The 23,707-nt window shown below is 34.4% G+C and carries 21 protein-coding genes and 3 tRNA genes; 16 read left to right on the forward strand and 8 right to left on the reverse strand.

Annotated elements, in window-relative coordinates:
• Positions 1 to 40: 40 nt before the first annotated feature.
• A complete protein-coding gene (locus tag QMQ21_RS15940; protein WP_261814795.1) occupies positions 41 to 2,584 on the forward strand; it encodes a YfhO family protein in 2,544 nt (847 codons plus the stop codon).
• Positions 2,585 to 2,610: 26 nt separating this feature from the next.
• Here QMQ21_RS15940 and QMQ21_RS15945 read toward each other — a convergent pair whose 3' ends face one another.
• Positions 2,611 to 5,253: a YhgE/Pip domain-containing protein gene (locus QMQ21_RS15945; RefSeq protein WP_261814796.1), complete on the reverse strand. Its 2,643-nt coding sequence runs from the start codon at positions 5,251 to 5,253 to the stop codon at positions 2,611 to 2,613.
• A gap of 127 nt (positions 5,254 to 5,380) precedes the next feature.
• Between QMQ21_RS15945 and QMQ21_RS15950 the strand changes: the two genes are divergently transcribed.
• Positions 5,381 to 5,923: a TetR/AcrR family transcriptional regulator gene (locus QMQ21_RS15950; protein ID WP_001158274.1), complete on the forward strand. Its 543-nt coding sequence runs from the start codon at positions 5,381 to 5,383 to the stop codon at positions 5,921 to 5,923.
• A 40-nt stretch (positions 5,924 to 5,963) separates the two neighbouring features.
• Here the strand turns inward: QMQ21_RS15950 and QMQ21_RS15955 are convergent.
• From QMQ21_RS15955 to rlmH, 7 genes are all read right to left on the reverse strand, one after another.
• Positions 5,964 to 6,037, reverse strand: a tRNA-Asn gene (locus QMQ21_RS15955).
• Positions 6,038 to 6,042: 5 nt separating this feature from the next.
• Positions 6,043 to 6,114 (reverse strand) — tRNA-Glu (locus tag QMQ21_RS15960).
• 51 nt (positions 6,115 to 6,165) lie between these two features.
• Entirely contained in the window at positions 6,166 to 6,918 is a 753-nt protein-coding gene (gene comE / locus QMQ21_RS15965) for a competence system response regulator transcription factor ComE (protein WP_000866062.1), read from the reverse strand.
• Positions 6,915 to 8,240 carry a competence system sensor histidine kinase ComD gene (gene comD / locus QMQ21_RS15970; protein WP_261814797.1) on the reverse strand — a complete coding sequence of 442 codons (1,326 nt, stop codon included), beginning with the start codon at positions 8,238 to 8,240 and terminating at the stop codon, positions 6,915 to 6,917. The genes comE and comD overlap by 4 nt, the downstream gene beginning before the upstream one ends.
• A 20-nt stretch (positions 8,241 to 8,260) precedes the next feature.
• The gene (gene comC, locus QMQ21_RS15975; protein ID WP_049535516.1) at positions 8,261 to 8,386 is read right to left on the reverse strand and encodes a competence-stimulating peptide ComC; all 126 of its coding nucleotides are present in this window, start codon (positions 8,384 to 8,386) and stop codon (positions 8,261 to 8,263) included.
• A gap of 164 nt (positions 8,387 to 8,550) precedes the next feature.
• A tRNA-Arg gene (locus QMQ21_RS15980) sits at positions 8,551 to 8,624 on the reverse strand.
• A gap of 43 nt (positions 8,625 to 8,667) precedes the next feature.
• On the reverse strand, positions 8,668 to 9,147 hold the full coding sequence (gene rlmH / locus QMQ21_RS15985; protein WP_261814798.1) for a 23S rRNA (pseudouridine(1915)-N(3))-methyltransferase RlmH: 480 nt from the start codon (positions 9,145 to 9,147) through the stop codon (positions 8,668 to 8,670).
• A gap of 183 nt (positions 9,148 to 9,330) precedes the next feature.
• On the opposite strand from rlmH, the gene htrA reads away from it, so the two are divergent.
• The 14 genes from htrA (at position 9,331) to hpt (ending at position 23,698) form a co-directional block, all read left to right on the forward strand.
• Positions 9,331 to 10,512 carry a serine protease HtrA gene (gene htrA, locus QMQ21_RS15990; RefSeq protein ID WP_261814799.1) on the forward strand — a complete coding sequence of 394 codons (1,182 nt, stop codon included), beginning with the start codon at positions 9,331 to 9,333 and terminating at the stop codon, positions 10,510 to 10,512.
• Positions 10,513 to 10,569: 57 nt separating this feature from the next.
• Positions 10,570 to 11,328 (forward strand): ParB/RepB/Spo0J family partition protein, encoded by a 759-nt coding sequence (locus QMQ21_RS15995; RefSeq protein ID WP_020902614.1) that lies wholly within the window; start codon positions 10,570 to 10,572, stop codon positions 11,326 to 11,328.
• 213 nt (positions 11,329 to 11,541) lie between these two features.
• Positions 11,542 to 12,903 (forward strand): chromosomal replication initiator protein DnaA, encoded by a 1,362-nt coding sequence (gene dnaA, locus QMQ21_RS16000; RefSeq protein ID WP_000660620.1) that lies wholly within the window; start codon positions 11,542 to 11,544, stop codon positions 12,901 to 12,903.
• 158 nt (positions 12,904 to 13,061) lie between these two features.
• Positions 13,062 to 14,198 (forward strand): DNA polymerase III subunit beta, encoded by a 1,137-nt coding sequence (dnaN, locus tag QMQ21_RS16005; RefSeq protein WP_000581174.1) that lies wholly within the window; start codon positions 13,062 to 13,064, stop codon positions 14,196 to 14,198.
• Between the two features lie 64 nt (positions 14,199 to 14,262).
• Positions 14,263 to 14,457, forward strand: coding sequence for a DUF951 domain-containing protein (locus QMQ21_RS16010; protein WP_000285186.1), 195 nt, complete (start codon positions 14,263 to 14,265; stop codon positions 14,455 to 14,457).
• 84 nt (positions 14,458 to 14,541) lie between these two features.
• On the forward strand, positions 14,542 to 15,657 hold the full coding sequence (ychF, locus tag QMQ21_RS16015; RefSeq protein ID WP_001218713.1) for a redox-regulated ATPase YchF: 1,116 nt from the start codon (positions 14,542 to 14,544) through the stop codon (positions 15,655 to 15,657).
• Positions 15,658 to 15,730: 73 nt separating this feature from the next.
• On the forward strand, positions 15,731 to 16,300 hold the full coding sequence (pth, locus tag QMQ21_RS16020) for an aminoacyl-tRNA hydrolase (protein ID WP_000163936.1): 570 nt from the start codon (positions 15,731 to 15,733) through the stop codon (positions 16,298 to 16,300).
• Positions 16,301 to 19,804, forward strand: coding sequence for a transcription-repair coupling factor (gene mfd, locus QMQ21_RS16025; protein ID WP_261814800.1), 3,504 nt, complete (start codon positions 16,301 to 16,303; stop codon positions 19,802 to 19,804).
• A 57-nt stretch (positions 19,805 to 19,861) separates the two neighbouring features.
• Positions 19,862 to 20,128 carry an RNA-binding S4 domain-containing protein gene (locus tag QMQ21_RS16030; protein WP_001234978.1) on the forward strand — a complete coding sequence of 89 codons (267 nt, stop codon included), beginning with the start codon at positions 19,862 to 19,864 and terminating at the stop codon, positions 20,126 to 20,128.
• Complete coding sequence (locus QMQ21_RS16035; protein ID WP_000041905.1) at positions 20,121 to 20,489, forward strand: septum formation initiator family protein; 369 nt, start codon at positions 20,121 to 20,123, stop codon at positions 20,487 to 20,489. Before QMQ21_RS16030 ends, QMQ21_RS16035 begins: the two co-directional genes overlap by 8 nt.
• A 4-nt stretch (positions 20,490 to 20,493) precedes the next feature.
• On the forward strand, positions 20,494 to 20,616 hold the full coding sequence (locus QMQ21_RS16040) for an SP_0009 family protein (protein ID WP_000429334.1): 123 nt from the start codon (positions 20,494 to 20,496) through the stop codon (positions 20,614 to 20,616).
• Positions 20,609 to 21,877, forward strand: coding sequence for a serine hydrolase (locus tag QMQ21_RS16045; protein WP_004255257.1), 1,269 nt, complete (start codon positions 20,609 to 20,611; stop codon positions 21,875 to 21,877). Before QMQ21_RS16040 ends, QMQ21_RS16045 begins: the two co-directional genes overlap by 8 nt.
• Positions 21,874 to 23,151, forward strand: coding sequence for a tRNA lysidine(34) synthetase TilS (tilS, locus tag QMQ21_RS16050; RefSeq protein ID WP_261814801.1), 1,278 nt, complete (start codon positions 21,874 to 21,876; stop codon positions 23,149 to 23,151). The genes QMQ21_RS16045 and tilS overlap by 4 nt, the downstream gene beginning before the upstream one ends.
• Before the next feature lie 4 nt (positions 23,152 to 23,155).
• Positions 23,156 to 23,698 carry a hypoxanthine phosphoribosyltransferase gene (gene hpt, locus QMQ21_RS16055; RefSeq protein WP_125456724.1) on the forward strand — a complete coding sequence of 181 codons (543 nt, stop codon included), beginning with the start codon at positions 23,156 to 23,158 and terminating at the stop codon, positions 23,696 to 23,698.
• Positions 23,699 to 23,707 lie beyond the last annotated feature (9 nt).

The following is a 23,707-nucleotide window of genomic DNA, read 5'->3' on the forward strand; positions in this document are numbered from 1 at the left end:
GGGGTAACCAGCTGAGTTTTCTAACATTTTATGAGGTAGCATGAAATTATTTTTTAAAACATATTGGACCTATTTTGTTTCTTTCATCATTCCTATAGTCATTATGACCGGAGTATATCTATCTCAAGGTATCTACTGGAATAGCGATACATCTCCACTATTAGGAGATGGGTTTCATCAATACGTTATTTTTGATGTAGCTTTACGAAATATCCTACATGGAAATGGTAGTCTGTTTTACACCTTTACAAGTGGCCTCGGATTAAATTTCTATGCCCTATCTAGTTATTACTTGGGAAGTTTCCTTTCACCTCTAGTTTACTTTTTTAATCTGTCGAATATGCCCGATGCTGTCTATCTGACAACTCTTTTAAAATTTGGATTGATTGGACTGTCAACTTATTTTAGTTTAAATAAATTATTTCAATCGATTCCTAAGCCTCTAAAACTAGCTTTATCTACTTCCTATGCTCTGATGAGTTTCACTGTCAGTCAATTAGAGATAAAAACCTGGTTGGATGTTTTTATCTTGATTCCTTTAATTATAACTGGTTTACAAATACTTATAACTGAAAAGAAATCCTCATTATACTTTACAAGTCTGTCAATTTTATTTATCCAAAATTATTATTTTGGCTATATGACAGCATTGTTTCTTATTTTCTGGTATCTCTGTCAAATTTCTTGGGACTTTAAAACTCGAAAATCATCTTTTCTTGATTTTGTTGCCACCTCCTTTTTAGCTGGTATGGCTAGTTTGATTATGACTCTTCCAACTCTGTTTGATTTACAGACACATGGGGAAAAATTAACTGAAGTTACAAAGTTTCAAACTGAAAGTAGCTGGTATCTTGATTTCTTTGCTAAGCAATTCATTGGTTCCTTTGACACAACAAAGTATGGGGCCATCCCAATGATTTTTGTTGGACTACTCCCCTTTATTTTGACCATTTTATTTTTTACGCTGAAATCTATTAAGTTTCACGTGAAACTTATCTATGCAATCTTCTTTACATTTCTAATTGCAAGCTTTTATATAGAAGCTCTTGATTTATTTTGGCAAGGAATGCATACTCCAAACATGTTTTTACATCGCTATGCTTGGATTTTCTCTACCTTGTTAATTTACACAGCAGCGGAAGTCTTAAATCGTCTGAAAGAAATTAAAATCTGGAATTTTTTAGTTTCGCTTTTTCTTATAGTAACAGGATTTTTAGCTACCATCTATCTAAAATCGCATTATTCTTTTTTAACAGATTTGAATATTCTGCTTACTCTTGAATTTTTGGTTGTCTATTCGCTTTTACTCCTTGCAGTTATCAAAAAGTTTATCTCTGTAAATCTATTTGCCATTCTAATCTCTTTATTTATAATGGTTGAAATGAGTTTAAATGCTTCATCTCAAATGGACGGAATTGCTAAAGAATGGGGTTTTGCTTCTCGAAGTTCATATAATCGAGATATCCCAGCTATGGAATCTTTCTCAACAGATATTGGAAATCAATTTACTCGTACTGAAAAACTACAAACTCAGACAGGAAATGACAGTATGAAATTCAACTACAATGGAATCTCTCAATTTTCATCTGTTCGAAATCGTTCAGCAAGCTCTACTTTGGATAAACTCGGGTTTAAATCCTCTGGGACTAATCTCAATCTCCGCTATGCAAATAATAGTATTTTGGCTGATAGTTTATTTGGTATCCAGTACAATATCTCAGACAGTCCTATTGATAAGTATGGTTTTAAAGATATCTATCAAAAAGATAATCTTACCCTATATGAAAATCAATACTCTCTTCCGATTGCATTTGCTAGTCAATCTGTTTACAATGATGTCAAGTTCAATGAACACACTTTGGATAATCAGGCCTCGTTTTTAAATCAACTTGCTAACGTCAATTTTGATTATTTTTCTCCAATACCTTATGACAAAACAGAAAATACTAATGATTTGATTAGTGTCACAAGTTCTTCAACTGAGGATGCAGCAATCCAGTATCAAATTGAAGTGCCAGAAAACAGCCAAGTTTATCTTTCTTTCACAAACCTTCACTTTTCTAATGACAAACAAAAAAAGGTTGACATCCTTGTAAATGGAGAAAAGAAAACTTTTACAACTGATAATGTCTTCTCCTTCTTTAATCTAGGTTATACAAAAGAGACAAAAACTTTCAATATTTATGTTAGTTTCCCTGGAAATTCACAAGTATCATTTGAATCTCCTACCTTCTATCGTTTAGATACCCAAACTTTAACTGAGGCAATTCAAAAAATTAAAGAACAGCCTGTAACAGTATCAACTTCTAAAAACAAGGTTTTTGCTACATATGATGTCCAACAAGATACATCTATTTTTTTCACCATTCCTTATGACAAAGGTTGGTCTGCCTACCAAGATGGTAAGAAAATAGAGATTAAACAAGCTCAAACTGGCTTTATGAAAGTTGACGTTCCTAAGGGAAAAGGAACTATTACACTTTCCTTTATTCCCAATGGTTTTATTACTGGATCAATCTGTTCCTTTACTTCACTTTTACTATTTGGAATTTATAATCACAAACGAAAGACATCTAAGACATAAAAAAATCGACCAATTGGTCGATTTTTTTAATATTCTTCCATTTTCTTAGGTTGATAGGCTAGCATACCTAAACCAGTAAATAGAGCTAGTATGACAGCTAGGAAAATGACTTGCTGATGAATATTTCCTGTCATAGAGATTGTTTCTCGTAATCCAGAAACTGAATAACTCATTGGTAACCAAGGATTAATGGCTCTAAAGAAATCATTTGTCAAAGCAAGTGGATAGGTACCTGCACTTGATGCTAACTGTAATAAAAGCAAGATAAGAGAGAAGAAAGCTCCTATACGGCTATTCCATGTTGTTAAAGCTGTAACCATAGACATGAATACTAAACTTGTTAAGATGATGAGAATAAATGTTCTCATTTCATGATTAGCAGTTAGACCAATAAGATGAACTCCTCCATATACCAAAATCCCTGCTAAAATAGCTATCATACCATTTATTTCAGCTCTAGATTTCAACCAAGACCAACGGCTCTCTGGATGACGTCCTGAAGGCAGCTTCGCAAAGATCATATTTGTTGATATTGCTGCAACAAAAAGAGCAACTGATATCATATAAGGAGCCATTGCAACTCCATTTACAGGAACTTGATCATTGTCTGTTTTGGAAAGACTGAGAGGATTTGATAAAATCTCTGCATTTTTAGATTCCGTAGATGCTGATTTGAGTTGATCACTGGCATTACTCAATCCTTGTCCTAAAGAAGCAACTCCTGTCTGTAAACCTTCCAAGCCAGAAGTTAACTTTGTTCCACCTTCTGCTAGTTTCCCAGCTCCATTTGCCAATTTATTAGCTCCACTTTCTAATTGAGAAGCACCTGAAATTAACTGACTGGATTTGTCAGCTAGTTGGCTAGAGCCTGATTGCAATTTATCAACTCCTGCTATCAATTCTTGACTCTTTTGATTCAATTGGTTAGAGCCAGTTGATAATTTTTCAATACCAGACACTAATTCTGGAGTTTTTTCAACTAATTGACCAACTCCTGCTGTCAAGTTAGAAGATTTTTGTGTCAAGGTAGTTGAGCCTGAAACTAATTGGTCCAAACTACCTGTCAAGGTGGAATTCTTTTCACTTAGTTGACTTGCGCCTTGAGAAACTTTATCAACACCTGCAGTATATGCATTTACACCTGATGTAATAGACTGACTGGCAGGAACTAATTTGCTAGCAACAGCTCCTTGTATCTCTGTTAATCCACTTGACAATTCTGTCAAAGAACTAGAAGCGATAGGTAATACTTGATTAGCTTGATTTTTTAAAGTCGAAAGATTAAAAGACTGATTTTGTAAGTTTTCCAAACTTCCCTGTAAACCTTGAGCTAAAGCTACAATTGACTGAGCCGATTGAATACTATCAGTCGAATTTTGAGATACAGAAGCGCTTATCTCAGCTTGTTGCTCACTTGTCAATGATTGATAAGCTGCTGTCGATTGAATATTGGCTAATGTAGTCGCTTTATCAGACTGAACACTTGCTAACATTTGATTAGAAAGAGATACTATACTTGATAAAACAGAATCTAATTGTTTTGTATCTCCAACATCAATATTTTGAATAGCTTGATTTAACTGATTCAAACCAGAAGATAATTTATTAATTTGATCTTTTTGCTCAGACGAAGTATCTAACTTGCTAGAAAGTTGTTGAATCCCTTCACTTAATTGCTCCACACCCATTCGAAGTGTAGCTGATTGATTAGATAACTGATTAGCACCTGTTGCAAGATTTCCCACTCCATTTGTATAGGCACTAACACCAGATGAAAATTGATTAAGACCAGCATTGAGCTTAGAAACACCGCCAGTATAAGATTCTACACCAGTATATAATTGATTAATTCCCCTCACTAATTCAGGGCTTTTAGAAGATAATTGACCTAACCCACTATCTAATTGACTCACTGCACCAGTATATGTAACTAAACCACTATTAAAATTCCCTAAGCCAAGATGAAGTTGTTCAACACCAGAGACATAAGAGGATAATCCTTTAGTAAACTGCTCCGTTCCATTTGAAAATGTTAAACTTGAAGCTGCTAAAGAGTTTAGGTTAATAGTTAATGTTTGACTTCCTGCCACTAACTGATTCGCTCCATCAGTTAGTTTTTCACTTCCAGAAGCTGCTTGACTCATACCATCCTTTAATTCGACCATCTTATCAAATAAAGCTTTAGTATAGGTCTCGGTTACATTGGTAGAAACATTCTGCTTCAATTGTGTCATCGCAGAATCGCTCATCTTGCTGGCAATAAAACTATGACCACTTGAAGTCTGATAATCGATTTGCATTTGCTCTGGATGATCCGTTAAAATCGAAGCTGCTTTTTCAGATAAATCACTTGGTAAAGTTACTACCATATAGTAATTGCCATATTCCAATCCCTTCTTTCCTTCCTCTTCATCTACGAAATGAAAATCTAAGGTTTTATTTTCTTTTAAATTGGACACCATGTCTTTTCCTATAGCCATGGTATTACCGTTATAAGAGGCCTCTTTATCATTATTGACAACTGCCACAGGTAAGTCAGACACTTGACCATATGGATCCCACATTGAGGATAAAAATATGATGTTGTATAAAGCAGGAATAAGAGAAATCCCTATCATGACAATAATAAAGGTTGGTTTTTTAAAAATTGCTTTCCATTCTTTAAACATATCTTCTCCTTTTTTAAACATATTGTCTAAAATTTTGATATAATAGATTATACATTAAAAAATCTAAATTACAAGATAAAAAATCTATTTTTAGACATATAGTCTAATTTGTCTACAAGGAGGAAATATGCAAGAAAGTAACAAACGCTTAAAAACAAAGCGAACTATTGAAAATGCTATGGTACAATTACTGATGGAACAGCCATTTGATCAAATTTCTACTGTCAAGTTAGCAGAAAAAGCCGGAATTAGTCGTTCCAGCTTCTATACTCACTATAAGGATAAGTATGACATGATTGAGCACTATCAAAGCAAGCTCTTTCATACATTTGAATATATTTTTCAAAAACATGCTCATCATAAAAGAGACGCTATTTTAGAAGTATTTGAATATCTAGAGTCAGAACCACTTCTGGCTGCCCTTCTTTCTGAAAATGGGACTAAAGAAATCCAAAATTTCTTACGAAATAAACTTCATATCATGCTCAGTACAGATTTACAAAAACGATTTATACAACTGAATCTCAATACCACTGAATTAGAATACAGTAGCATCTATCTAACTCACGCACTTTTTGGTGTTTGCCAAACTTGGATTGCACATGGAAAAAAAGAAAGTCCTCAAGAAATAACAGACTTCCTCATGAAGATGCTTGGTGATACGAATTGATGCAAAAAAGGGAACAACACTGTGTTCCCTTTTATCTATACTCCGCCAGTAGGACTCGAACCTACGACATCATGATTAACAGTCATGCGCTACTACCAACTGAGCTATGGCGGATAAAATAGTCCGTACGGGATTCGAACCCGTGTTACCGCCGTGAAAAGGCGGTGTCTTAACCCCTTGACCAACGGACCTTCTATCTGTAGCAGATATAACCATTATATCAATTTCTTACTAATTGTCAATCACTTTTGAGATTTTTTCTCTAGAATATCTTTTAATTTTCTAATTTTTAATCTTGAAATAGGACAACGATGGTCTTCATAGAAAACAATTTCTAAGTTTTTTCGATCAATTTCTCTGATATTGCCTATATTTACCAAAAATGACTTATGAGGAGAATAAAATCGCTGAGTATGTTTGTCCTTTTCCTGAATATCTGTCATGGTACCGTAAAACTCTTTGGCAAAATTCTTACCAATAATGCGCAATTTATGAGAGACACCTGTCGTTTCAATATACAAAATATCATGGTAAGGAATTTTTAAATCATTTCCCTTGTAATTGTAGTCAAAATAATCTACAACATCTTCATTTTCAAGTAACATACTCTTCGTGTAGAAGATATTTTGCTCAATTCTCTTCTTAAACAACTCATCATTGATATCCTTATCAACAAAATCTAAGGCTGATACCTGGTATTTATAGGTTAGAGTCGCAAACTCTGATCGACTTGTGATAAAGACGATAATAGCGTAAGGATTGTAATGACGAATGAGCTGAGCCACTTCAAATCCCTTTTTCTCAATTCCATGAATATCGATATCTAGGAAATAAAGCTGATTTACTTCATCATTTTCAATGTATTCTTCAAATTCACGGACTTTTCCCGTTGTTTTGTATGATATTGGAATATTCGATTCTTTCGAAATTTCATCCAATATTCTCTCTAGTCTCACTTGATGTTCAATAACATCTTCTAAAATTAAAACTTTCATTCAAATTCCCTCTTAAATCTAATGATTTGTCTAAATGTACTACCTTCCATCTCTGTTTCTAAAATAATGTTGTTGTACTTATCTAGTAATTCTTTCACATTATTTAGGCCGACTCCGCGATTTCTTCCCTTAGTAGAGAATCCTAAGGCAAACAGATCTCCTGAAGGAGTCATCGTCATTTTACATGAATTCTGAATCACAATAACTGTTTCAGTTTCCATCTTAATAACTGCTACTTCCATCTGCTTTTTATAGCTATCAGCTGAACCTTCAACAGCATTGTTCAATAAAACGCTCATGATACGAACCAAATCCAGCAGGTCTATTGGTAGTCTAGTAATTATATCTTTTACTTCCAGTGTAAACTCTACACCATTATTTCGAGCATAGACAATGGACTGAGCAACCAAACTTCGTAAAGCTGAATCTTCTATGTTGTTCAAATCAAAGTAAGTGTACTTATCTGAACGCAGTTTGTGATTAGCTTTGACCAAAACTTCATTGTAAACTCTGTCAATTTCCTGTAAATTACCACTGTCAATTGCCATCTGCATGCTGACAAGCATCCCAGCATAATCATGTCGAAAACCACGGATTTCATTATACAGACCGACAATTTCATCTGTGTAATTTTGTAAATGTTTCTGTTCAAATTTTTTCTGCTTCAACGCAATCTCTTTCTCCATTTGTTCTTTATGCGAATTCATTGCAAAAAAGGTCAAAAGTAAAGAGATAAAGACAATAGATGATAAAATACTTCCAAAACTATTCAAATGTTTAATCGTACTTACCATATCTGAAATGAAAGATACAACATGTAGCAATAGTAAGGCAAAAAAGACTTTTTTCAAGAAAGGATAGAGGTAGTCCTTGTCAAAATAGGTTAATTCTAAGTGGAAATAATGAATGATTTTTGAGACAACAAAATAGGTCAACACCGTTACAACGGAAAAGAATGGGTAATAATATTGTAAAACAAAATTGTCTCCTGTTATAGAGGAGAAAGTTACGGACAGAAAGTTATGAGTACTCTCATATAAAAGAGACAGTAGTAAACTTAGGAATAGTCCCCTATTCTTCTCATACTGTTTAATCCATCTAAAATAGGAATATAATCCCAAAGGAAATAAAAATGTTACAATTCCTAACCCATCTAAAGATAGAAAATAGAAGGTAAGTTCAAGTACTGCTTCCACTAGTAATGTATAAGCACCAAAAACGTATAGTTCCTTTGCTTTTATTTGACCTTTACAAATTAAACGGTAACTGTGACTAATAATTAAAAAATGAACAATAACTGTCCCAAATCCAAGTAAATTCATTACTCTTTCTCCTTATTTCATTACTTTTTTCGTCGGAAAAGAAAATCAAGGAGGATGTCTGAAACCCTACTTTCCCCACCTTTAATCTTTTGCAAGTCTTTTTCCTTCAAGGCTACAAACTGTTCCAATTTAACTGTGTTTTTCATAATAAAATCTCCTCAATGTTTTTTTCTTGTAAGCTAACTTACAAAAACTATTATACAAAATGGAATTTTGTTTTAGATAAAATTCTCTCAACTGTCATTTTTTTATCCCCAAGTGTACTTTTTTAAGAAAAAAGCCGGGAAAATTCCCAGCTTTGCTACTATATTGATCCCAGCAGGATTCGAACCTGCGACCGTTCGCTTAGAAGGCGAATGCTCTATCCAGCTGAGCTATGAGACCTAATACAGCTATTCTACCAAAAATTCAATTGAAAGTCAATTTTCTATTTATGATAGGGCGAGCCCTGCTGTATTGTAAAAGCTCGATAGATTTGTTCAACAAGGACTAGTCTCATTAACTGATGGGGCAAGGTTAAACGACCAAAACTAACAGAGAGATTGGCTCTCTTTTTTACATCCTGTGCTAATCCCAGACTCCCTCCAATAATAAAAGTAAGAGTAGAAAATCCTTTTATAGAAGCTTCTTCTAAATGCTTACTAAATTCTTCTGAGGACAAAGTTTTCCCTTCAATGGCTAACACAATAACAAAATCACGGTCACCAACTTTTGATAAAATTCTCTGACCTTCTATTTCTAAAATCTTTTGATTTTCTGATTCACTGGCCTTATCTGGTGTTTTTTCATCTGCTAGCTCTATCATTTCAAGCTTAGCAAATCGAGAAATTCGTTTTGAATACTCTGCAATACCATCTTTTAAATACTTTTCTTTCAGTTTCCCAACTGTTACAACTTTAATTTTCATGACTCTATTCTAACATATTCTCTATTTTTTCACATCTTATTCACAAAATAAAAGGTTAATTTTAGCCGAGAAAACCACAGATTTTTGAAAGTTATCCACAATCTGTGAAAAACTTTTGTTTTTAAGTTATAATTAAGCTAGTCAGTTTATACTTTCAGTAATTTCAAATAAATGGAGGCAAATATGAAACATCTAAAAACATTTTACAAAAAATGGTTTCAATTATTAGTCGTTATCGTCATTAGCTTTATTAGTGGAGCCTTGGGTAGTTTTTCAATAAACCAACTAACTCAAAAAAGTGGTGTAAGTACCTCTAACAACAATAGTACTATTACACAGACTGCCTATAAGAATGAAAATTCAACAACACAGGCTGTTAACAAAGTAAAAGATGCCGTTGTTTCTGTTATTACTTATTCAGCAAACAGACAAAATAGCGTATTTGGTAATGATGATACTGACACAGATTCTCAGCAAATCTCTAGTGAAGGATCTGGGGTTATTTATAAAAAGAATGATAAAGAAGCTTACATCGTCACCAACAATCACGTTATAAATGGTGCCAGCAAAGTAGATATTCGTTTGTCAGATGGAACTAAAGTACCTGGAGAAATCGTCGGAGCTGATACTTTCTCTGATATTGCTGTCGTCAAAATCTCTTCAGAAAAAGTGACAACAGTAGCTGAATTTGGTGATTCTAGCAAGTTAACCGTAGGAGAAACTGCTATTGCCATCGGTAGCCCATTAGGTTCTGAATATGCTAATACTGTCACTCAAGGTATCGTATCTAGTCTTAATCGAAATGTATCTTTAAAATCTGAAGATGGACAAGCCATTTCTACAAAAGCCATCCAAACTGATACTGCTATTAACCCAGGTAACTCTGGTGGCCCACTAATCAATATTCAAGGACAGGTTATCGGAATTACCTCAAGTAAAATTGCCACAAATGGAGGAACATCTGTAGAAGGTCTTGGTTTTGCAATCCCTGCAAATGATGCTATCAATATTATTGAACAGCTAGAAAAGAACGGAAAAGTGACTCGTCCAGCTTTGGGAATTCAAATGGTCAATCTCTCAAATATTAATACAAGTGATATTAGAAGACTGAATATTCCAAGCAATGTAACATCTGGTGTCGTTGTTCGTTCTGTGCAAAGTAATATGCCTGCCAATGGTCACCTTGAAAAATACGATGTTATTACAAAAGTAGATGACAAGGAAATTGCTTCATCAACAGACTTACAAAGTGCTCTTTACAATCATTCTATCGGAGATACCATTAAAATAACTTACTATCGTAACGGTAAAGAAGAAACTACATCTATTAAACTTGACAAGAGTTCAGGTGATTTAGAATCTTAATTGACATCTATGTAAAGAAAGCTTTACATAAGATAAAAGATGTGTTAGTGTAGAATCATGGAAAAATTTGAAATGATTTCTATCACAGATATACAGAAAAATCCCTATCAACCTCGAAAAGAATTTGATGGAGAAAAACTACATGAACTAGCACAGTCTATCAAAGAAAATGGGGTCATTCAACCGATTATTGTTCGTCAATCTCCTGTTATTGGTTATGAAATCCTTGCAGGAGAGAGACGCTATCGGGCTTCACTTTTAGCTGGTCTAAGGTATATCCCAGCTGTTGTTAAGCAGCTTTCAGATCAAGAGATGATGATCCAATCTATCATTGAAAATTTACAGAGAGAAAATTTAAATCCAATAGAAGAAGCACGCGCCTATGAATCTCTTGTAGAGAAAGGATTTACCCATGCTGAAATTGCAGATAAAATGGGCAAGTCTCGTCCTTATATCAGCAACTCTATTCGCTTGCTGTCCTTGCCAGAACAGATCCTTTCAGAAGTAGAAAATGGCCAACTATCACAAGCCCATGCGCGTTCGCTAGTTGGGTTGAATAAGGAACAACAAGACTATTTCTTTCAACGAATTATAGAAGAAGACATTTCTGTAAGGAAGTTAGAAGCTCTTCTGACAGAGAAAAAACAAAAGAAACTGCAAAAAAATGATTATTTCATACAAAATGAAGAAGAACAGTTAAAAAAAATACTCGGATTAGATGTAGAAATCAAACTGTCTAAAAAAGATAGTGGAAAAATCATTATTGCTTTCTCAAACCAAGAAGAATACAGTAGAATTATCAACAGCCTGAAATAAGGCTGTTCTTTTATTTTTTTATCTCACAAGGTTATCCACTATTTTTTTCAAAAAAAAAGCTTCACAAATCAATAGTTTCTGATTTTATCCCCAACCTGTGGATAAAACTTGATAACATTGTGGATTATTTTTCACAGCTTGTGGAAAATTCTTGCTATCTATGGTAAAATAAATCTAGCATTAAACTTTTAAATAGTAAAGGAGGAGAAAGGATTGAAAGAAAAACAATTTTGGAATCGTATATTAGAATTTGCACAAGAAAGACTAACTCGTTCCATGTATGATTTCTATGCTATTCAAGCTGAACTCATTAAGGTAGAAGAAAATGTTGCCACTATATTTTTACCACGATCTGAAATGGAAATGGTCTGGAAAAAACAACTAAAAGATATCATTGTAGTAGCTGGTTTTGAGATTTATGATGCTGAAATAACTCCCCACTATATTTTTACCAAGCCTCAAGATACGATTATCCCACAAGTTGAAGAAGCTCCAAATTCAACTCTCTATGACTATAGTCCAAAGTTAGCATCTATTCCTTATTCGGATACTGGATTAAAAGAAAAGTATACCTTTGATAATTTTATCCAAGGGGATGGAAATGTTTGGGCAGTATCAGCCGCCCTGGCTGTCTCTGAAGATTTGGCCTTGACCTATAATCCTCTTTTTATCTATGGAGGACCTGGGCTTGGTAAGACTCACTTACTCAATGCCATTGGGAATGAGATTTTGAAAAATATTCCTGATGCGCGTGTGAAGTACATTCCTGCTGAAAGCTTTATAAACGACTTTCTTGAACATCTGAGACTGGGTGAAATGGATAAGTTCAAAAAAACCTACCGTAGCCTCGATCTCTTGTTAATTGATGATATTCAATCGCTGAGTGGAAAAAAAGTTGCAACTCAGGAAGAATTTTTCAATACTTTCAATGTTCTCCATAACAATCAAAAACAAATTGTTCTGACTAGTGATCGTAGCCCTAAACACTTAGAGGGCCTTGAAGAAAGACTTGTCACGCGCTTTAGCTGGGGCTTGACGCAAAATATCACACCACCTGACTTTGAGACACGTATTGCCATTTTACAAAGCAAAACAGAGAATTTAGACTACCATTTCCAAAGTGATACCCTAGAATACCTAGCTGGTCAATTTGATTCAAACGTCCGAGAACTTGAAGGAGCAATCAACGACATCACTTTAATCGCCCGAGTGAAGAAGATTAAGGATATCACTATCGATATCGCTGCAGAGGCTATTAGGGCACGCAAACAAGATGTTAGCCAAATGCTCGTCATCCCAATTGATAAAATCCAAAATGAAGTTGGTAACTTTTATGGTGTCAGCGTCAAAGAAATGAAGGGAAGCAGACGCCTTCAAAATATTGTGTTAGCCCGTCAAGTAGCCATGTATTTATCTAGAGAACTAACAGATAATAGTCTTCCAAAAATTGGGAAGGAATTTGGTGGTAAAGATCACACAACAGTCATTCATGCCCATGCCAAAATTAAATCTTTGATTGATGAAGACGATAATTTACGTTTAGAAATTGAATCAATCAAAAAGAAAATCAAATAACTTGTGGATAACTTTTACTTTATTATCTTTTTTATCCATATTTTTTAAACAAGCCCAAAAACTTGATATGACTTGTTTAAAGTCTGTTTTCCACAGATTTCACAGACTCTATTATTACTATTATCCTTCTAATACTAAAAATAAATAAAGGAGAATCCATGATTCATTTTTCAATTAATAAAAATTTATTTCTACAAGCCTTAAATACTACTAAGAGAGCTATTAGCTCTAAAAATGCCATTCCTATTTTATCAACCGTCAAAATTGACGTAACCAATGAAGGTGTTACTTTAATTGGTTCAAATGGTCAAATTTCAATTGAAAATTTTATTTCTCAAAAAAATGAAGATGCTGGTTTGTTAATTACTTCTTTAGGTTCGATCCTTCTTGAAGCTTCTTTCTTCATCAATGTGGTATCTAGTCTACCTGATGTGACTCTTGATTTTAAAGAAATTGAACAAAACCAAATTGTTTTAACTAGTGGCAAATCAGAAATTACCCTAAAAGGAAAAGATAGCGAGCAATATCCACGAATCCAAGAAATTTCAGCAAGCACTCCTTTGGTTCTTGAAACAAAATTACTTAAGAAAATTATCAATGAAACAGCTTTTGCTGCAAGTACACAAGAAAGTCGTCCAATTTTAACAGGTGTTCATTTTGTATTGAGCCAACACAAAGAGTTAAAAACAGTTGCAACAGACTCTCATCGTCTAAGCCAGAAAAAATTGACTCTTGAAAAAAATAGTGATGATTTTGATGTCGTGATTCCTAGCCGTTCTCTACGCGAATTTTCAGCAGTATTTACAGACGATATTGAAACTGTAGAGATTTTCTTTGCCAACAATCAAATCCTCTTTAGAAGCGAAAATATTAGCTTCTATACTCGTTTGTTAGAAGGTAACTATCCTGATACAGATCGCTTGATTCCGACAGACTTTAACACTACTATTACTTTTGATGTGGTAAACTTACGTCAGTCAATGGAGCGTGCTCGCCTTTTATCAAGTGCGACTCAAAATGGTACTGTGAAGCTTGAAATTAAAGGTGGTATTGTTAGCGCCCATGTTCATTCTCCAGAAGTTGGTAAAGTAAACGAAGAAATCGATACTGATCAGGTGACTGGTGAAGATTTGACTATTAGTTTCAACCCAACTTACTTGATTGATTCTCTTAAGGCTTTAAATAGCGAAAAGGTGACCATTAGCTTTATCTCAGCTGTTCGTCCATTTACTCTTGTGCCAGCAGACACTGATGAAGACTTCATGCAGCTCATTACACCAGTTCGTACAAATTAAGTGAAAGAGGTTGAGCCTGGCTCGCCTCTTTTATGATATAATCTAAAAAGAGAAGGAGAGTAGTATGTATCAAGTTGGAAATTTTGTTGAAATGAAAAAACCACATGCTTGCACCATCAAGTCAACAGGTAAAAAGGCCAATCGTTGGGAAATTACACGTGTAGGAGCAGATATCAAAATTAAATGTAGCAATTGTGACCATGTTGTCATGATGGGGCGCTATGATTTTGATCGAAAAATGAATAAAATTATTGACTGAAACCCCTCAGTTAGAGGGTTAGCAAGTTTTCCCTTTTTGTGTTATAATATTAGGGATTGAAATGAAAACGGAGAATGAGAAAATATGGCTTTAACAGCAGGTATCGTTGGTTTGCCAAACGTTGGTAAATCAACACTATTTAATGCAATTACAAAAGCAGGAGCAGAGGCTGCAAACTATCCATTTGCGACGATTGATCCAAACGTTGGAATGGTTGAGGTTCCAGATGAACGCCTACAAAAATTGACTGAAATGATCACTCCTAAAAAGACAGTTCCAACAACATTTGAATTTACAGATATCGCAGGAATTGTAAAAGGAGCTTCAAAAGGAGAAGGGCTAGGGAATAAATTCTTGGCTAATATCCGTGAAGTAGACGCGATTGTTCACGTAGTTCGTGCTTTTGATGATGAAAATGTGATGCGCGAGCAAGGACGTGAAGATGCTTTTGTGGATCCACTTGCAGATATTGATACTATTAACCTGGAGTTGATTCTTGCTGACTTAGAATCAGTTAATAAGCGTTATGCGCGTGTAGAAAAGATGGCACGTACGCAAAAAGATAAAGAATCAGTAGCTGAGTTTAATGTTCTTCAAAAGATTAAACCAGTCCTAGAAGATGGAAAATCAGCTCGAACTATTGAATTTACAGATGAAGAACAAAAAGTTGTCAAAGGTCTCTTCCTTTTGACGACTAAACCAGTGCTCTATGTTGCCAATGTGGATGAGGATGTTGTTTCAGAACCTGACTCTATCGACTATGTTAAACAAATTCGTGAATTCGCAGCGACAGAAAATGCTGAAGTAGTCGTTATTTCTGCGCGTGCTGAGGAAGAAATTTCTGAGTTAGACGAAGAAGATAAGCAAGAGTTTCTTGAAGCACTTGGTTTGACAGAGTCAGGCGTTGACAAGTTGACTCGTGCAGCTTACCACTTACTTGGATTGGGAACTTACTTCACAGCTGGTGAAAAAGAAGTTCGCGCTTGGACCTTTAAACGTGGTATGAAGGCTCCTCAAGCAGCTGGTATTATCCACTCAGACTTTGAAAAAGGATTTATTCGTGCAGTAACTATGTCATATGAGGATCTAGTGAAATATGGATCTGAAAAAGCTGTAAAAGAAGCTGGGCGCTTGCGTGAAGAAGGAAAAGAATATATCGTTCAAGATGGCGATATCATGGAATTCCGCTTTAATGTCTAATAATATTTAACAAATAGTGTCAATTAGGTTGGAAAAAAATTCCAACCCTTTTGGCTTTTGAAAGGAAAAATAAATGACCAAATTACTTGTAGGATTAGGAAATCCAGGAGATAAATATTTTGAGACCAAACACAATGTTGGATTTATGTTGATTGACCAACTAGCGAAGAAACAGAATGTCACTTTTACACACGATAAGATATTTCAAGCTGACCTAGCATCCTTTTTCCTAAATGGAGAAAAAATTTATCTTGTCAAACCAACGACATTTATGAATGAAAGTGGAAAAGCGGTTCATGCTTTATTGACTTATTATGGTTTGGATATTGAAGATTTACTCATCATTTACGATGACCTTGACATGGAAGTTGGGAAAATTCGTTTAAGAGCAAAAGGTTCAGCAGGTGGTCATAATGGTATCAAGTCTATTATTCAACATATTGGAACCCAAACCTTTAATCGTGTTAAAATTGGAATCGGAAGACCTAAAAATGGCATGTCAGTTGTTCACCATGTTTTGAGTACTTTTGACAAGGATGATTATATTGGTATTTTACAGTCTATTGACAAAGTTGACGATTCTGTAAACTACTATTTACAAGAGAAAAACTTTGAAAAAACGATGCAGAGGTATAACGGATAAATGGTGACCTTATTAGATTTATTCTCAGAAAATGATCAGATAAAAAAATGGCATCAAAATCTGACAGATAAGAAAAGACAATTAATCTTAGGCTTGTCAACTTCTACAAAAACTTTAGCAATTGCTAGTAGTTTGAGACAGGAAGATAAGATTGTGTTATTGACGTCAACTTATGGAGAAGCCGAAGGACTTGTTAGTGATCTTATATCTATCTTGGGTGAGGAACTTGTCTATCCATTTTTGGTAGATGACTCCCCTATGGTCGAGTTTTTGATGTCTTCACAAGAAAAAATCATTTCACGGGTTGAAGCCTTGCGTTTTTTGACTGATTCATCTAAGAAAGGGATTTTAGTTTGTAATATCGCAGCAAGTCGATTGATTTTACCGTCTCCCAATGCATTTAAAGATAGTATTGTAAAAATAACAGTTGGTGAAGAATATGACCAACACGCACTTATCCATCAGTTAAAAGAGATAGGCTATCGAAAAGTTACACAAGTACAAACTCAAGGCGAATTTAGTCTGCGAGGAGATATTTTAGATATTTTTGAAATATCCCAGTTGGAACCTTACCGAATTGAGTTTTTTGGTGATGAAGTCGATGGTATTAGGTCATTTGAAGTCGAAACACAATTATCGAAAGAAAATCAGACAGAACTCATTATCTTTCCAGCTAGTGATATGCTTTTGAGGGAAAAGGATTATCAACGAGGACAATCAGCTTTAGAAAAACAAATTTCAAAAACGTTATCACCTATTTTAAAATCATACTTAGAAGAAATTCTTTCAAGTTTTCATCAAAAACAAATGCATTTAGATTCTAGGAAGTTTTTATCTTTGTGTTATGACAAGACATGGACTGTTTTTGACTATATTGAAAAAGATACCCCAATATTCTTTGATGATTATCAAAAATTAATGAATCAGTATGAAGTCTTTGAAAGAGAACTAGCACAATACTTTACAGAAGAATTACAGAACAGTAGAGCATTTTCTGAGATGCAGTATTTTGCAGATACAGAGCAAATCTATAAAAAACAGAGTCCGGTTACCTTTTTCTCTAATCTGCAAAAGGGTTTAGGCAATCTCAAGTTTGACCAAATTTATCAATTTAATCAATATCCTATGCAGGAGTTTTTTAATCAATTTTCTTTTCTAAAAGAAGAAATTGAGCGATACAAAAAAATGGATTATACTATTATCCTGCAGTCTAGCAATTCAATGGGAAGTAAAACATTGGAGGATGTTTTAGAGGAATACCAGATTAAATTGGATTCTAGAGATAAGTCAAGTATTTGTAAAGAATCTGTAAACTTAATCGAGGGTAATCTCAGACATGGTTTTCATTTTGTAGATGAAAAGGTTTTATTGATAACTGAACATGAGATTTTTCAAAAGAAATTGAAACGTCGTTTTCGAAGACAACATGTTTCAAACGCAGAGAGATTAAAAGATTACAATGAACTTGAAAAAGGGGACTACGTTGTCCATCATATCCATGGGATTGGTCAATATTTAGGAATTGAAACCATTGAAATCAAAGGGATACACCGCGATTATGTCAGTGTGCAGTATCAAAATGGGGATCAAATCTCTATCCCAGTAGAACAGATTCATCTACTGTCTAAATATATTTCAAGTGATGGGAAAGCGCCAAAACTCAATAAATTAAATGATGGTCATTTCAAAAAGGCCAAGCAAAAAGTTAAGAACCAAGTAGAGGATATAGCTGACGATTTAATTAAACTTTATTCTGAACGCAGTCAGTTGAAGGGTTTTGCTTTCTCAGCTGATGATGAGGATCAACATGCTTTTGATGATGCCTTCCCTTATGTTGAAACGGATGATCAACTTCGTAGTGTTGAGGAAATCAAGAGAGATATGCAGTCTTCTCAACCAATGGATCGACTTTTAGTTGGGGATGTTGGTTTTGGAAAGACTGAAGTTGCTATGCGTGCAGCCTTTAAGGCAGTCAATGATCACAAACAGGTTGTCGTTCTAGTTCCGACGACGGTTTTAGCGCAACAGCACTATACGAATTTTAAGGAACGATTCCAAAATTTTGCAGTTAATATTGATGTATTGAGTCGTTTTAGAAGTAAAAAAGAGCAGGCAGAGACACTTGAAAAATTGAAAAATGGTCAAATTGATATTTTGATTGGAACGCATCGTGTTTTGTCAAAAGATGTTGTGTTTGCTGATTTGGGTTTGATGATTATTGATGAGGAACAGCGATTTGGTGTCAAGCATAAGGAAACCTTGAAAGAACTGAAAAAACAAGTAGATGTCCTGACCTTGACAGCAACGCCAATTCCTCGTACCCTTCACATGTCTATGCTGGGAATCAGAGATTTGTCTGTTATTGAAACTCCGCCGACTAATCGTTATCCAGTGCAAACCTATGTTTTAGAAAAGAATGATAGTGTGATTCGTGATGCTGTCTTGCGTGAAATGGAGCGTGGAGGTCAAGTTTACTATCTTTACAATAAAGTTGACACGATTGACCAGAAGGTTTCCGAATTACAGGAGTTGATTCCAGATGCTTCGATTGGTTATGTTCATGGGCAAATGAGTGAGATTCAGTTAGAAAATACTCTACTGGATTTCATTGAAGGTCAGTATGATATTTTAGTGACTACTACCATTATTGAGACAGGGGTGGACATTCCAAATGCTAATACTTTATTTATTGAAAATGCGGACCATATGGGCTTGTCAACCTTGTATCAGTTAAGAGGAAGAGTCGGTCGTAGTAATCGTATTGCTTATGCCTATCTCATGTATCGTCCAGAAAAATCAATCAGTGAAGTCTCCGAGAAGAGATTAGAAGCGATCAAAGGATTTACAGAATTGGGCTCTGGATTTAAGATTGCAATGCGAGATCTTTCGATTCGCGGAGCAGGAAATCTTTTAGGAAAATCCCAGTCTGGTTTCATTGATTCTGTTGGTTTTGAATTGTATTCGCAGTTATTGGAGGAAGCTATTGCTAAACGACATGGTAATGTGAACACAAGAACCAAAGGGAATTCTGAGTTGATTTTACAAATTGATGCCTATCTTCCTGATACCTATATTTCTGATCAACGACATAAGATTGAAATTTACAAGAAAATTCGTCAAATTGACAACCGTGTCAATTATGAGGAGTTACAAGAAGAGCTGATGGACCGTTTTGGAGAATACCCAGATGTGGTTGCTTATCTTTTAGAGATTGGTTTAGTCAAGTCATATTTGGACAAGGTCTTTGTTCAACGTGTAGAAAGAAAAGAGAATAAGATTACAGTTCAATTTGAAAAAGTCACTCAGCGATTGTTTTTGGCTCAAGATTATTTTAAATCTTTATCTGCAACGAATTTAAAAGCAGCCATAACTGAGAATAAGGGATTAATGGAAGTTGTATTTGACATCCGAAACAAGAAGGACTATGAAATTTTAGAAGGTCTGCTCATTTTTGGAGAAAGTTTATTAGAGATAAAAGAATCAAAGGAAGCAATTTCCCTTTAACATTTTTCTTCTATAAAAGGGATAAAAATGGTACAATAATAATTTGAGGTAATAAAAATGAGATTAGACAAATATTTAAAAGTATCAAGAATTATCAAGCGTCGTACAGTCGCAAAAGAAGTAGCAGATAAAGGTAGAATCAAGGTAAATGGAATCTTGGCAAAAAGTTCAACGGATTTGAAAGTTAATGACCAAGTTGAAATTCGATTTGGAAATAAGTTGCTACTTGTAAAAGTACTGGAGATGAAAGATAGTACAAAAAAAGAAGATGCAGCAGGCATGTATGAAATTATCAGTGAAACACGGGTAGAAGAAAATGTCTAAAAATATCGTACAATTGAATAATTCTTTTATTCAAAATGAACACCAACGTCGTCGCTATCTGATGAAAGAACGACAAAAACGTAATCGTTTCATGGGTTGGGTTCTTATTTTGATGATTTTATTGTTCATTTTACCAACTTATAATCTTGCTCAAAGTTATCACCAATTACTCCAAAGACGTCAACAGTTATCAGACTTGCAAACTCAGTATCAAACCTTAAGTGAGGAAAAGGAGAAAGAGACAGCTTTTGCTACAAAGTTGAAAGATGAAGATTACGCTGCTAAATACATGCGTGCAAAATATTATTATTCTAAGAATCGGGAAGCTGTTTATACGATTCCTGACTTGCTCCCAAGGTGATAAAATGGAAAATTTATTAGATGTAATAGAGCAATTTTTGAGTCTATCGGATGAAAAACTAGAAGAGTTGGCTGATAAAAATCAATTATTGCGTTTACAAGAAGAAAAGGAAAGGAAGAATGCGTAAGTTCTTAATTATTTTGTTGCTACCGAGTTTTTTGACTATTTCAAAAGTCGTTAGCACAGAAAAAGAAGTCGTCTATACTTCGAAAGAAATTTATTACCTTTCACAATCTGACTTTGGTATTTATTTTAGAGAAAAATTAAGTTCTCCCATGGTTTATGGAGAGGTTCCTGTTTATGCGAATGAAGATTTAGTAGTGGAATCTGGAAAATTGACTCCCCAAACAAGTTTTCAAATAACCGAGTGGCACTTAAATAAACAAGGAATTCCGGTATTTAAGCTATCAAATCATCAATTTATAGCTGCGGACAAACGATTTTTATATGATCAATCAGAGGTAACTCCAACAATAAAAAAAGTATGGTTAGAATCTGATTTTAAACTGTACAATAGTCCTTATGACTTAAAAGAAGTGAAATCATCCTTATCAGCTTATTCGCAAGTATCAATTGATAAGACCATGTTTGTAGAAGGAAGAGAATTTCTACATATTGATCAGGCTGGATGGGTAGCTAAAGAATCAACTTCTGAAGAAGATAATCGGATGAGTAAAGTCCAAGAAATGTTATCGGAAAAATATCAGAAGGATTCATTTTCTATTTATGTTAAGCAACTGACTACTGGAAAAGAAGCTGGTATCAATCAAGATGAAAAGATGTATGCGGCTAGTGTTTTGAAACTCCCTTATCTTTATTATACGCAAGAAAAAATAAATGAAGGTCTTTATCAGTTAGATACGACTGTAAAATACATATCTGCAGTCAATGATTTTCCTGGTTCCTATAAACCAGAAGGAAGTGGTAGTCTTCCTAAAAAAGAGGATAATAAAGAGTATTCTCTAAAGGATTTAATTACGAAAGTATCAAAAGAATCTGATAATGTAGCTCATAATCTATTGGGATATTACATTTCAAACCAATCTGATGCCACATTCAAATCCAAGATGTCTGCTATTATGGGAGATGATTGGGATTCCAAAGAAAAATTGATTTCTTCTAAGATGGCTGGGAAGGTTATGGAGGCAATTTATAATCAAAATGGATTTGTATTGGAGTCTTTGACTAAAACAGATTTTGATAATGAGAGAATTGCCAAAGGTGTTTCTGTTAAAGTAGCTCATAAAATTGGAGATGCGGATGAATTTAAGCATGATACAGGTGTTGTCTATGCAGATTCTCCATTTATTCTTTCTATTTTCACTAAAAATTCTGATTATGATACGATTTCTAAGATAGCCAAGGATGTTTATGAGGTTCTAAAATGAGGAAACAAGATTTTTTAAATCATTTTCTCAAGAAGGGATATTTCAAAAGGCATGCTAAGGTGATGCTAGCTCTTTCTGGTGGATTAGATTCTATGTTTCTATTTAAGGTGTTATCTACGTATCAAAAAGAGTTAGAAATTGAATTGATTCTAGCTCATGTGAATCATAAGCAGAGAGTAGAATCAGATTGGGAAGAACAGGAATTAAGGAAGTTAGCTGCTGAAGCAGAGCTTCCTATTTATATCAGCGGTTTTTCAGGAGAATTTTCAGAAGCGCGTGCTCGACATTTTCGTTATGATTTTTTTCAAGAGGTCATGAAAAAGACAGGTGCGACAGCTTTAGTCACTGCCCACCATGCTGATGACCAGGTGGAAACGATTTTGATGCGTTTGATTCGAGGTACTCGTTTGCGCTATCTATCAGGAATTAAGGAGAAGCAAGTAGTCGGAGAGATAGAAATCATTCGGCCCTTCTTGCATTTTCAGAAAAAAGACTTCCCATCAATTTTTCATTTTGAAGATACATCAAATAAGGAAAATCATTATTTTCGCAATCGTATTCGAAACTCATACTTACCAGAATTAGAAAAAGAAAATCCTAGATTTAGAGATGCGATCTTAAGCATCGGCAATGAAATTTTAGATTATGACTTAGCTATTGCTGAATTATCAAAGAATATTGATGTAGAAAATTTAGATCAGCTATTGTCTTACTCTGAGTCGACACAAAGAGTTTTACTTCAAACTTATCTGAATCGTTTTCCAAATTTGAATCTTACAAAAGCTCAGTTTGAAGAAGTTAGACAAATTTTAAAAACTAAAAGCCAGTATCGTCATCCGCTTAAAAATGGTTATGAATTAGTAAAAGAGTATCAACAGTTTCGGATTTGTAAAATCAGTCCTCAGTCTGATGAAAAGGAAGATGAACTTGTGTTACACTATCAAAATCAGGTATCTTATCAAGGATATTTATTTTCCTTTGGAATTCCATTGGAAGGTGAATCAATTCAACAAATACCTGTTTCACGCGAAACATCCATATACATTCGTCATCGAAAACAAGGAGATGTTTTGATTCAAAATGGGCATAGAAAAAAACTCAGACGTCTATTTATTGATTTGAAAACCCCTATGGAAAAGAGAAAATCTGCGTTGATTATTGAGCAATTTGGTGAAATTGTTTCAATTTTGGGAATTGCGACCAGTAATTTGAGTAAAAACACGAAAAATGATATAATGAACACTGTACTTTATATAGAAAAAATAGATAGGTAAAAAAATGTTAGAAAACGATATTAAAAAAATCCTCGTTTCACACGATGAAATTACAGAAGCTGCTAAAAAATTAGGTGCTCAACTCACTAAAGACTATGCAGGAAAAAATCCAATTTTAGTTGGGATTTTAAAAGGATCTATTCCTTTTATGGCTGAATTAGTTAAACATATTGACACACATATTGAAATGGACTTCATGATGGTTTCTAGCTACCATGGTGGAACAGCAAGTAGCGGTGTTATCAATATTAAGCAAGATGTAACTCAAGACATCAAAGGAAGACATGTTTTATTTGTAGAAGATATCATTGATACAGGTCAAACTTTGAAGAATTTGCGAGATATGTTTATTGAAAGAGAAGCTGCTTCTGTTAAAATTGCCACCTTGTTGGATAAACCAGAAGGACGTGTTGTAGAAATTGAGGCAGACTATACCTGCTTTACTATTCCAAATGAGTTTGTAGTAGGTTATGGTTTAGACTACAAAGAAAACTATCGTAACCTTCCTTATGTTGGAGTATTGAAAGAAGAAGTATATTCAAATTAGAAAGAACAA

The sequence above is a fragment of the Streptococcus bouchesdurhonensis genome (genome assembly GCF_948472335.1).

Coding starts and splice junctions, on each gene's coding strand:
- QMQ21_RS15940 (WP_261814795.1), top strand. CDS start 41: ATGAAATTATTTTTTAAAACATATTGGACCTATTTTGTTTCTTTCATC.
- QMQ21_RS15945 (WP_261814796.1), bottom strand. CDS start 5,253: ATGTTTAAAGAATGGAAAGCAATTTTTAAAAAACCAACCTTTATTATT.
- QMQ21_RS15950 (WP_001158274.1), top strand. CDS start 5,381: ATGCAAGAAAGTAACAAACGCTTAAAAACAAAGCGAACTATTGAAAAT.
- comE (WP_000866062.1), bottom strand. CDS start 6,918: ATGAAAGTTTTAATTTTAGAAGATGTTATTGAACATCAAGTGAGACTA.
- comD (WP_261814797.1), bottom strand. CDS start 8,240: ATGAATTTACTTGGATTTGGGACAGTTATTGTTCATTTTTTAATTATT.
- comC (WP_049535516.1), bottom strand. CDS start 8,386: ATGAAAAACACAGTTAAATTGGAACAGTTTGTAGCCTTGAAGGAAAAA.
- rlmH (WP_261814798.1), bottom strand. CDS start 9,147: ATGAAAATTAAAGTTGTAACAGTTGGGAAACTGAAAGAAAAGTATTTA.
- htrA (WP_261814799.1), top strand. CDS start 9,331: ATGAAACATCTAAAAACATTTTACAAAAAATGGTTTCAATTATTAGTC.
- QMQ21_RS15995 (WP_020902614.1), top strand. CDS start 10,570: ATGGAAAAATTTGAAATGATTTCTATCACAGATATACAGAAAAATCCC.
- dnaN (WP_000581174.1), top strand. CDS start 13,062: ATGATTCATTTTTCAATTAATAAAAATTTATTTCTACAAGCCTTAAAT.
- QMQ21_RS16010 (WP_000285186.1), top strand. CDS start 14,263: ATGTATCAAGTTGGAAATTTTGTTGAAATGAAAAAACCACATGCTTGC.
- ychF (WP_001218713.1), top strand. CDS start 14,542: ATGGCTTTAACAGCAGGTATCGTTGGTTTGCCAAACGTTGGTAAATCA.
- pth (WP_000163936.1), top strand. CDS start 15,731: ATGACCAAATTACTTGTAGGATTAGGAAATCCAGGAGATAAATATTTT.
- mfd (WP_261814800.1), top strand. CDS start 16,301: ATGGTGACCTTATTAGATTTATTCTCAGAAAATGATCAGATAAAAAAA.
- QMQ21_RS16030 (WP_001234978.1), top strand. CDS start 19,862: ATGAGATTAGACAAATATTTAAAAGTATCAAGAATTATCAAGCGTCGT.
- QMQ21_RS16035 (WP_000041905.1), top strand. CDS start 20,121: ATGTCTAAAAATATCGTACAATTGAATAATTCTTTTATTCAAAATGAA.
- QMQ21_RS16040 (WP_000429334.1), top strand. CDS start 20,494: ATGGAAAATTTATTAGATGTAATAGAGCAATTTTTGAGTCTATCGGAT.
- QMQ21_RS16045 (WP_004255257.1), top strand. CDS start 20,609: ATGCGTAAGTTCTTAATTATTTTGTTGCTACCGAGTTTTTTGACTATT.
- tilS (WP_261814801.1), top strand. CDS start 21,874: ATGAGGAAACAAGATTTTTTAAATCATTTTCTCAAGAAGGGATATTTC.
- hpt (WP_125456724.1), top strand. CDS start 23,156: ATGTTAGAAAACGATATTAAAAAAATCCTCGTTTCACACGATGAAATT.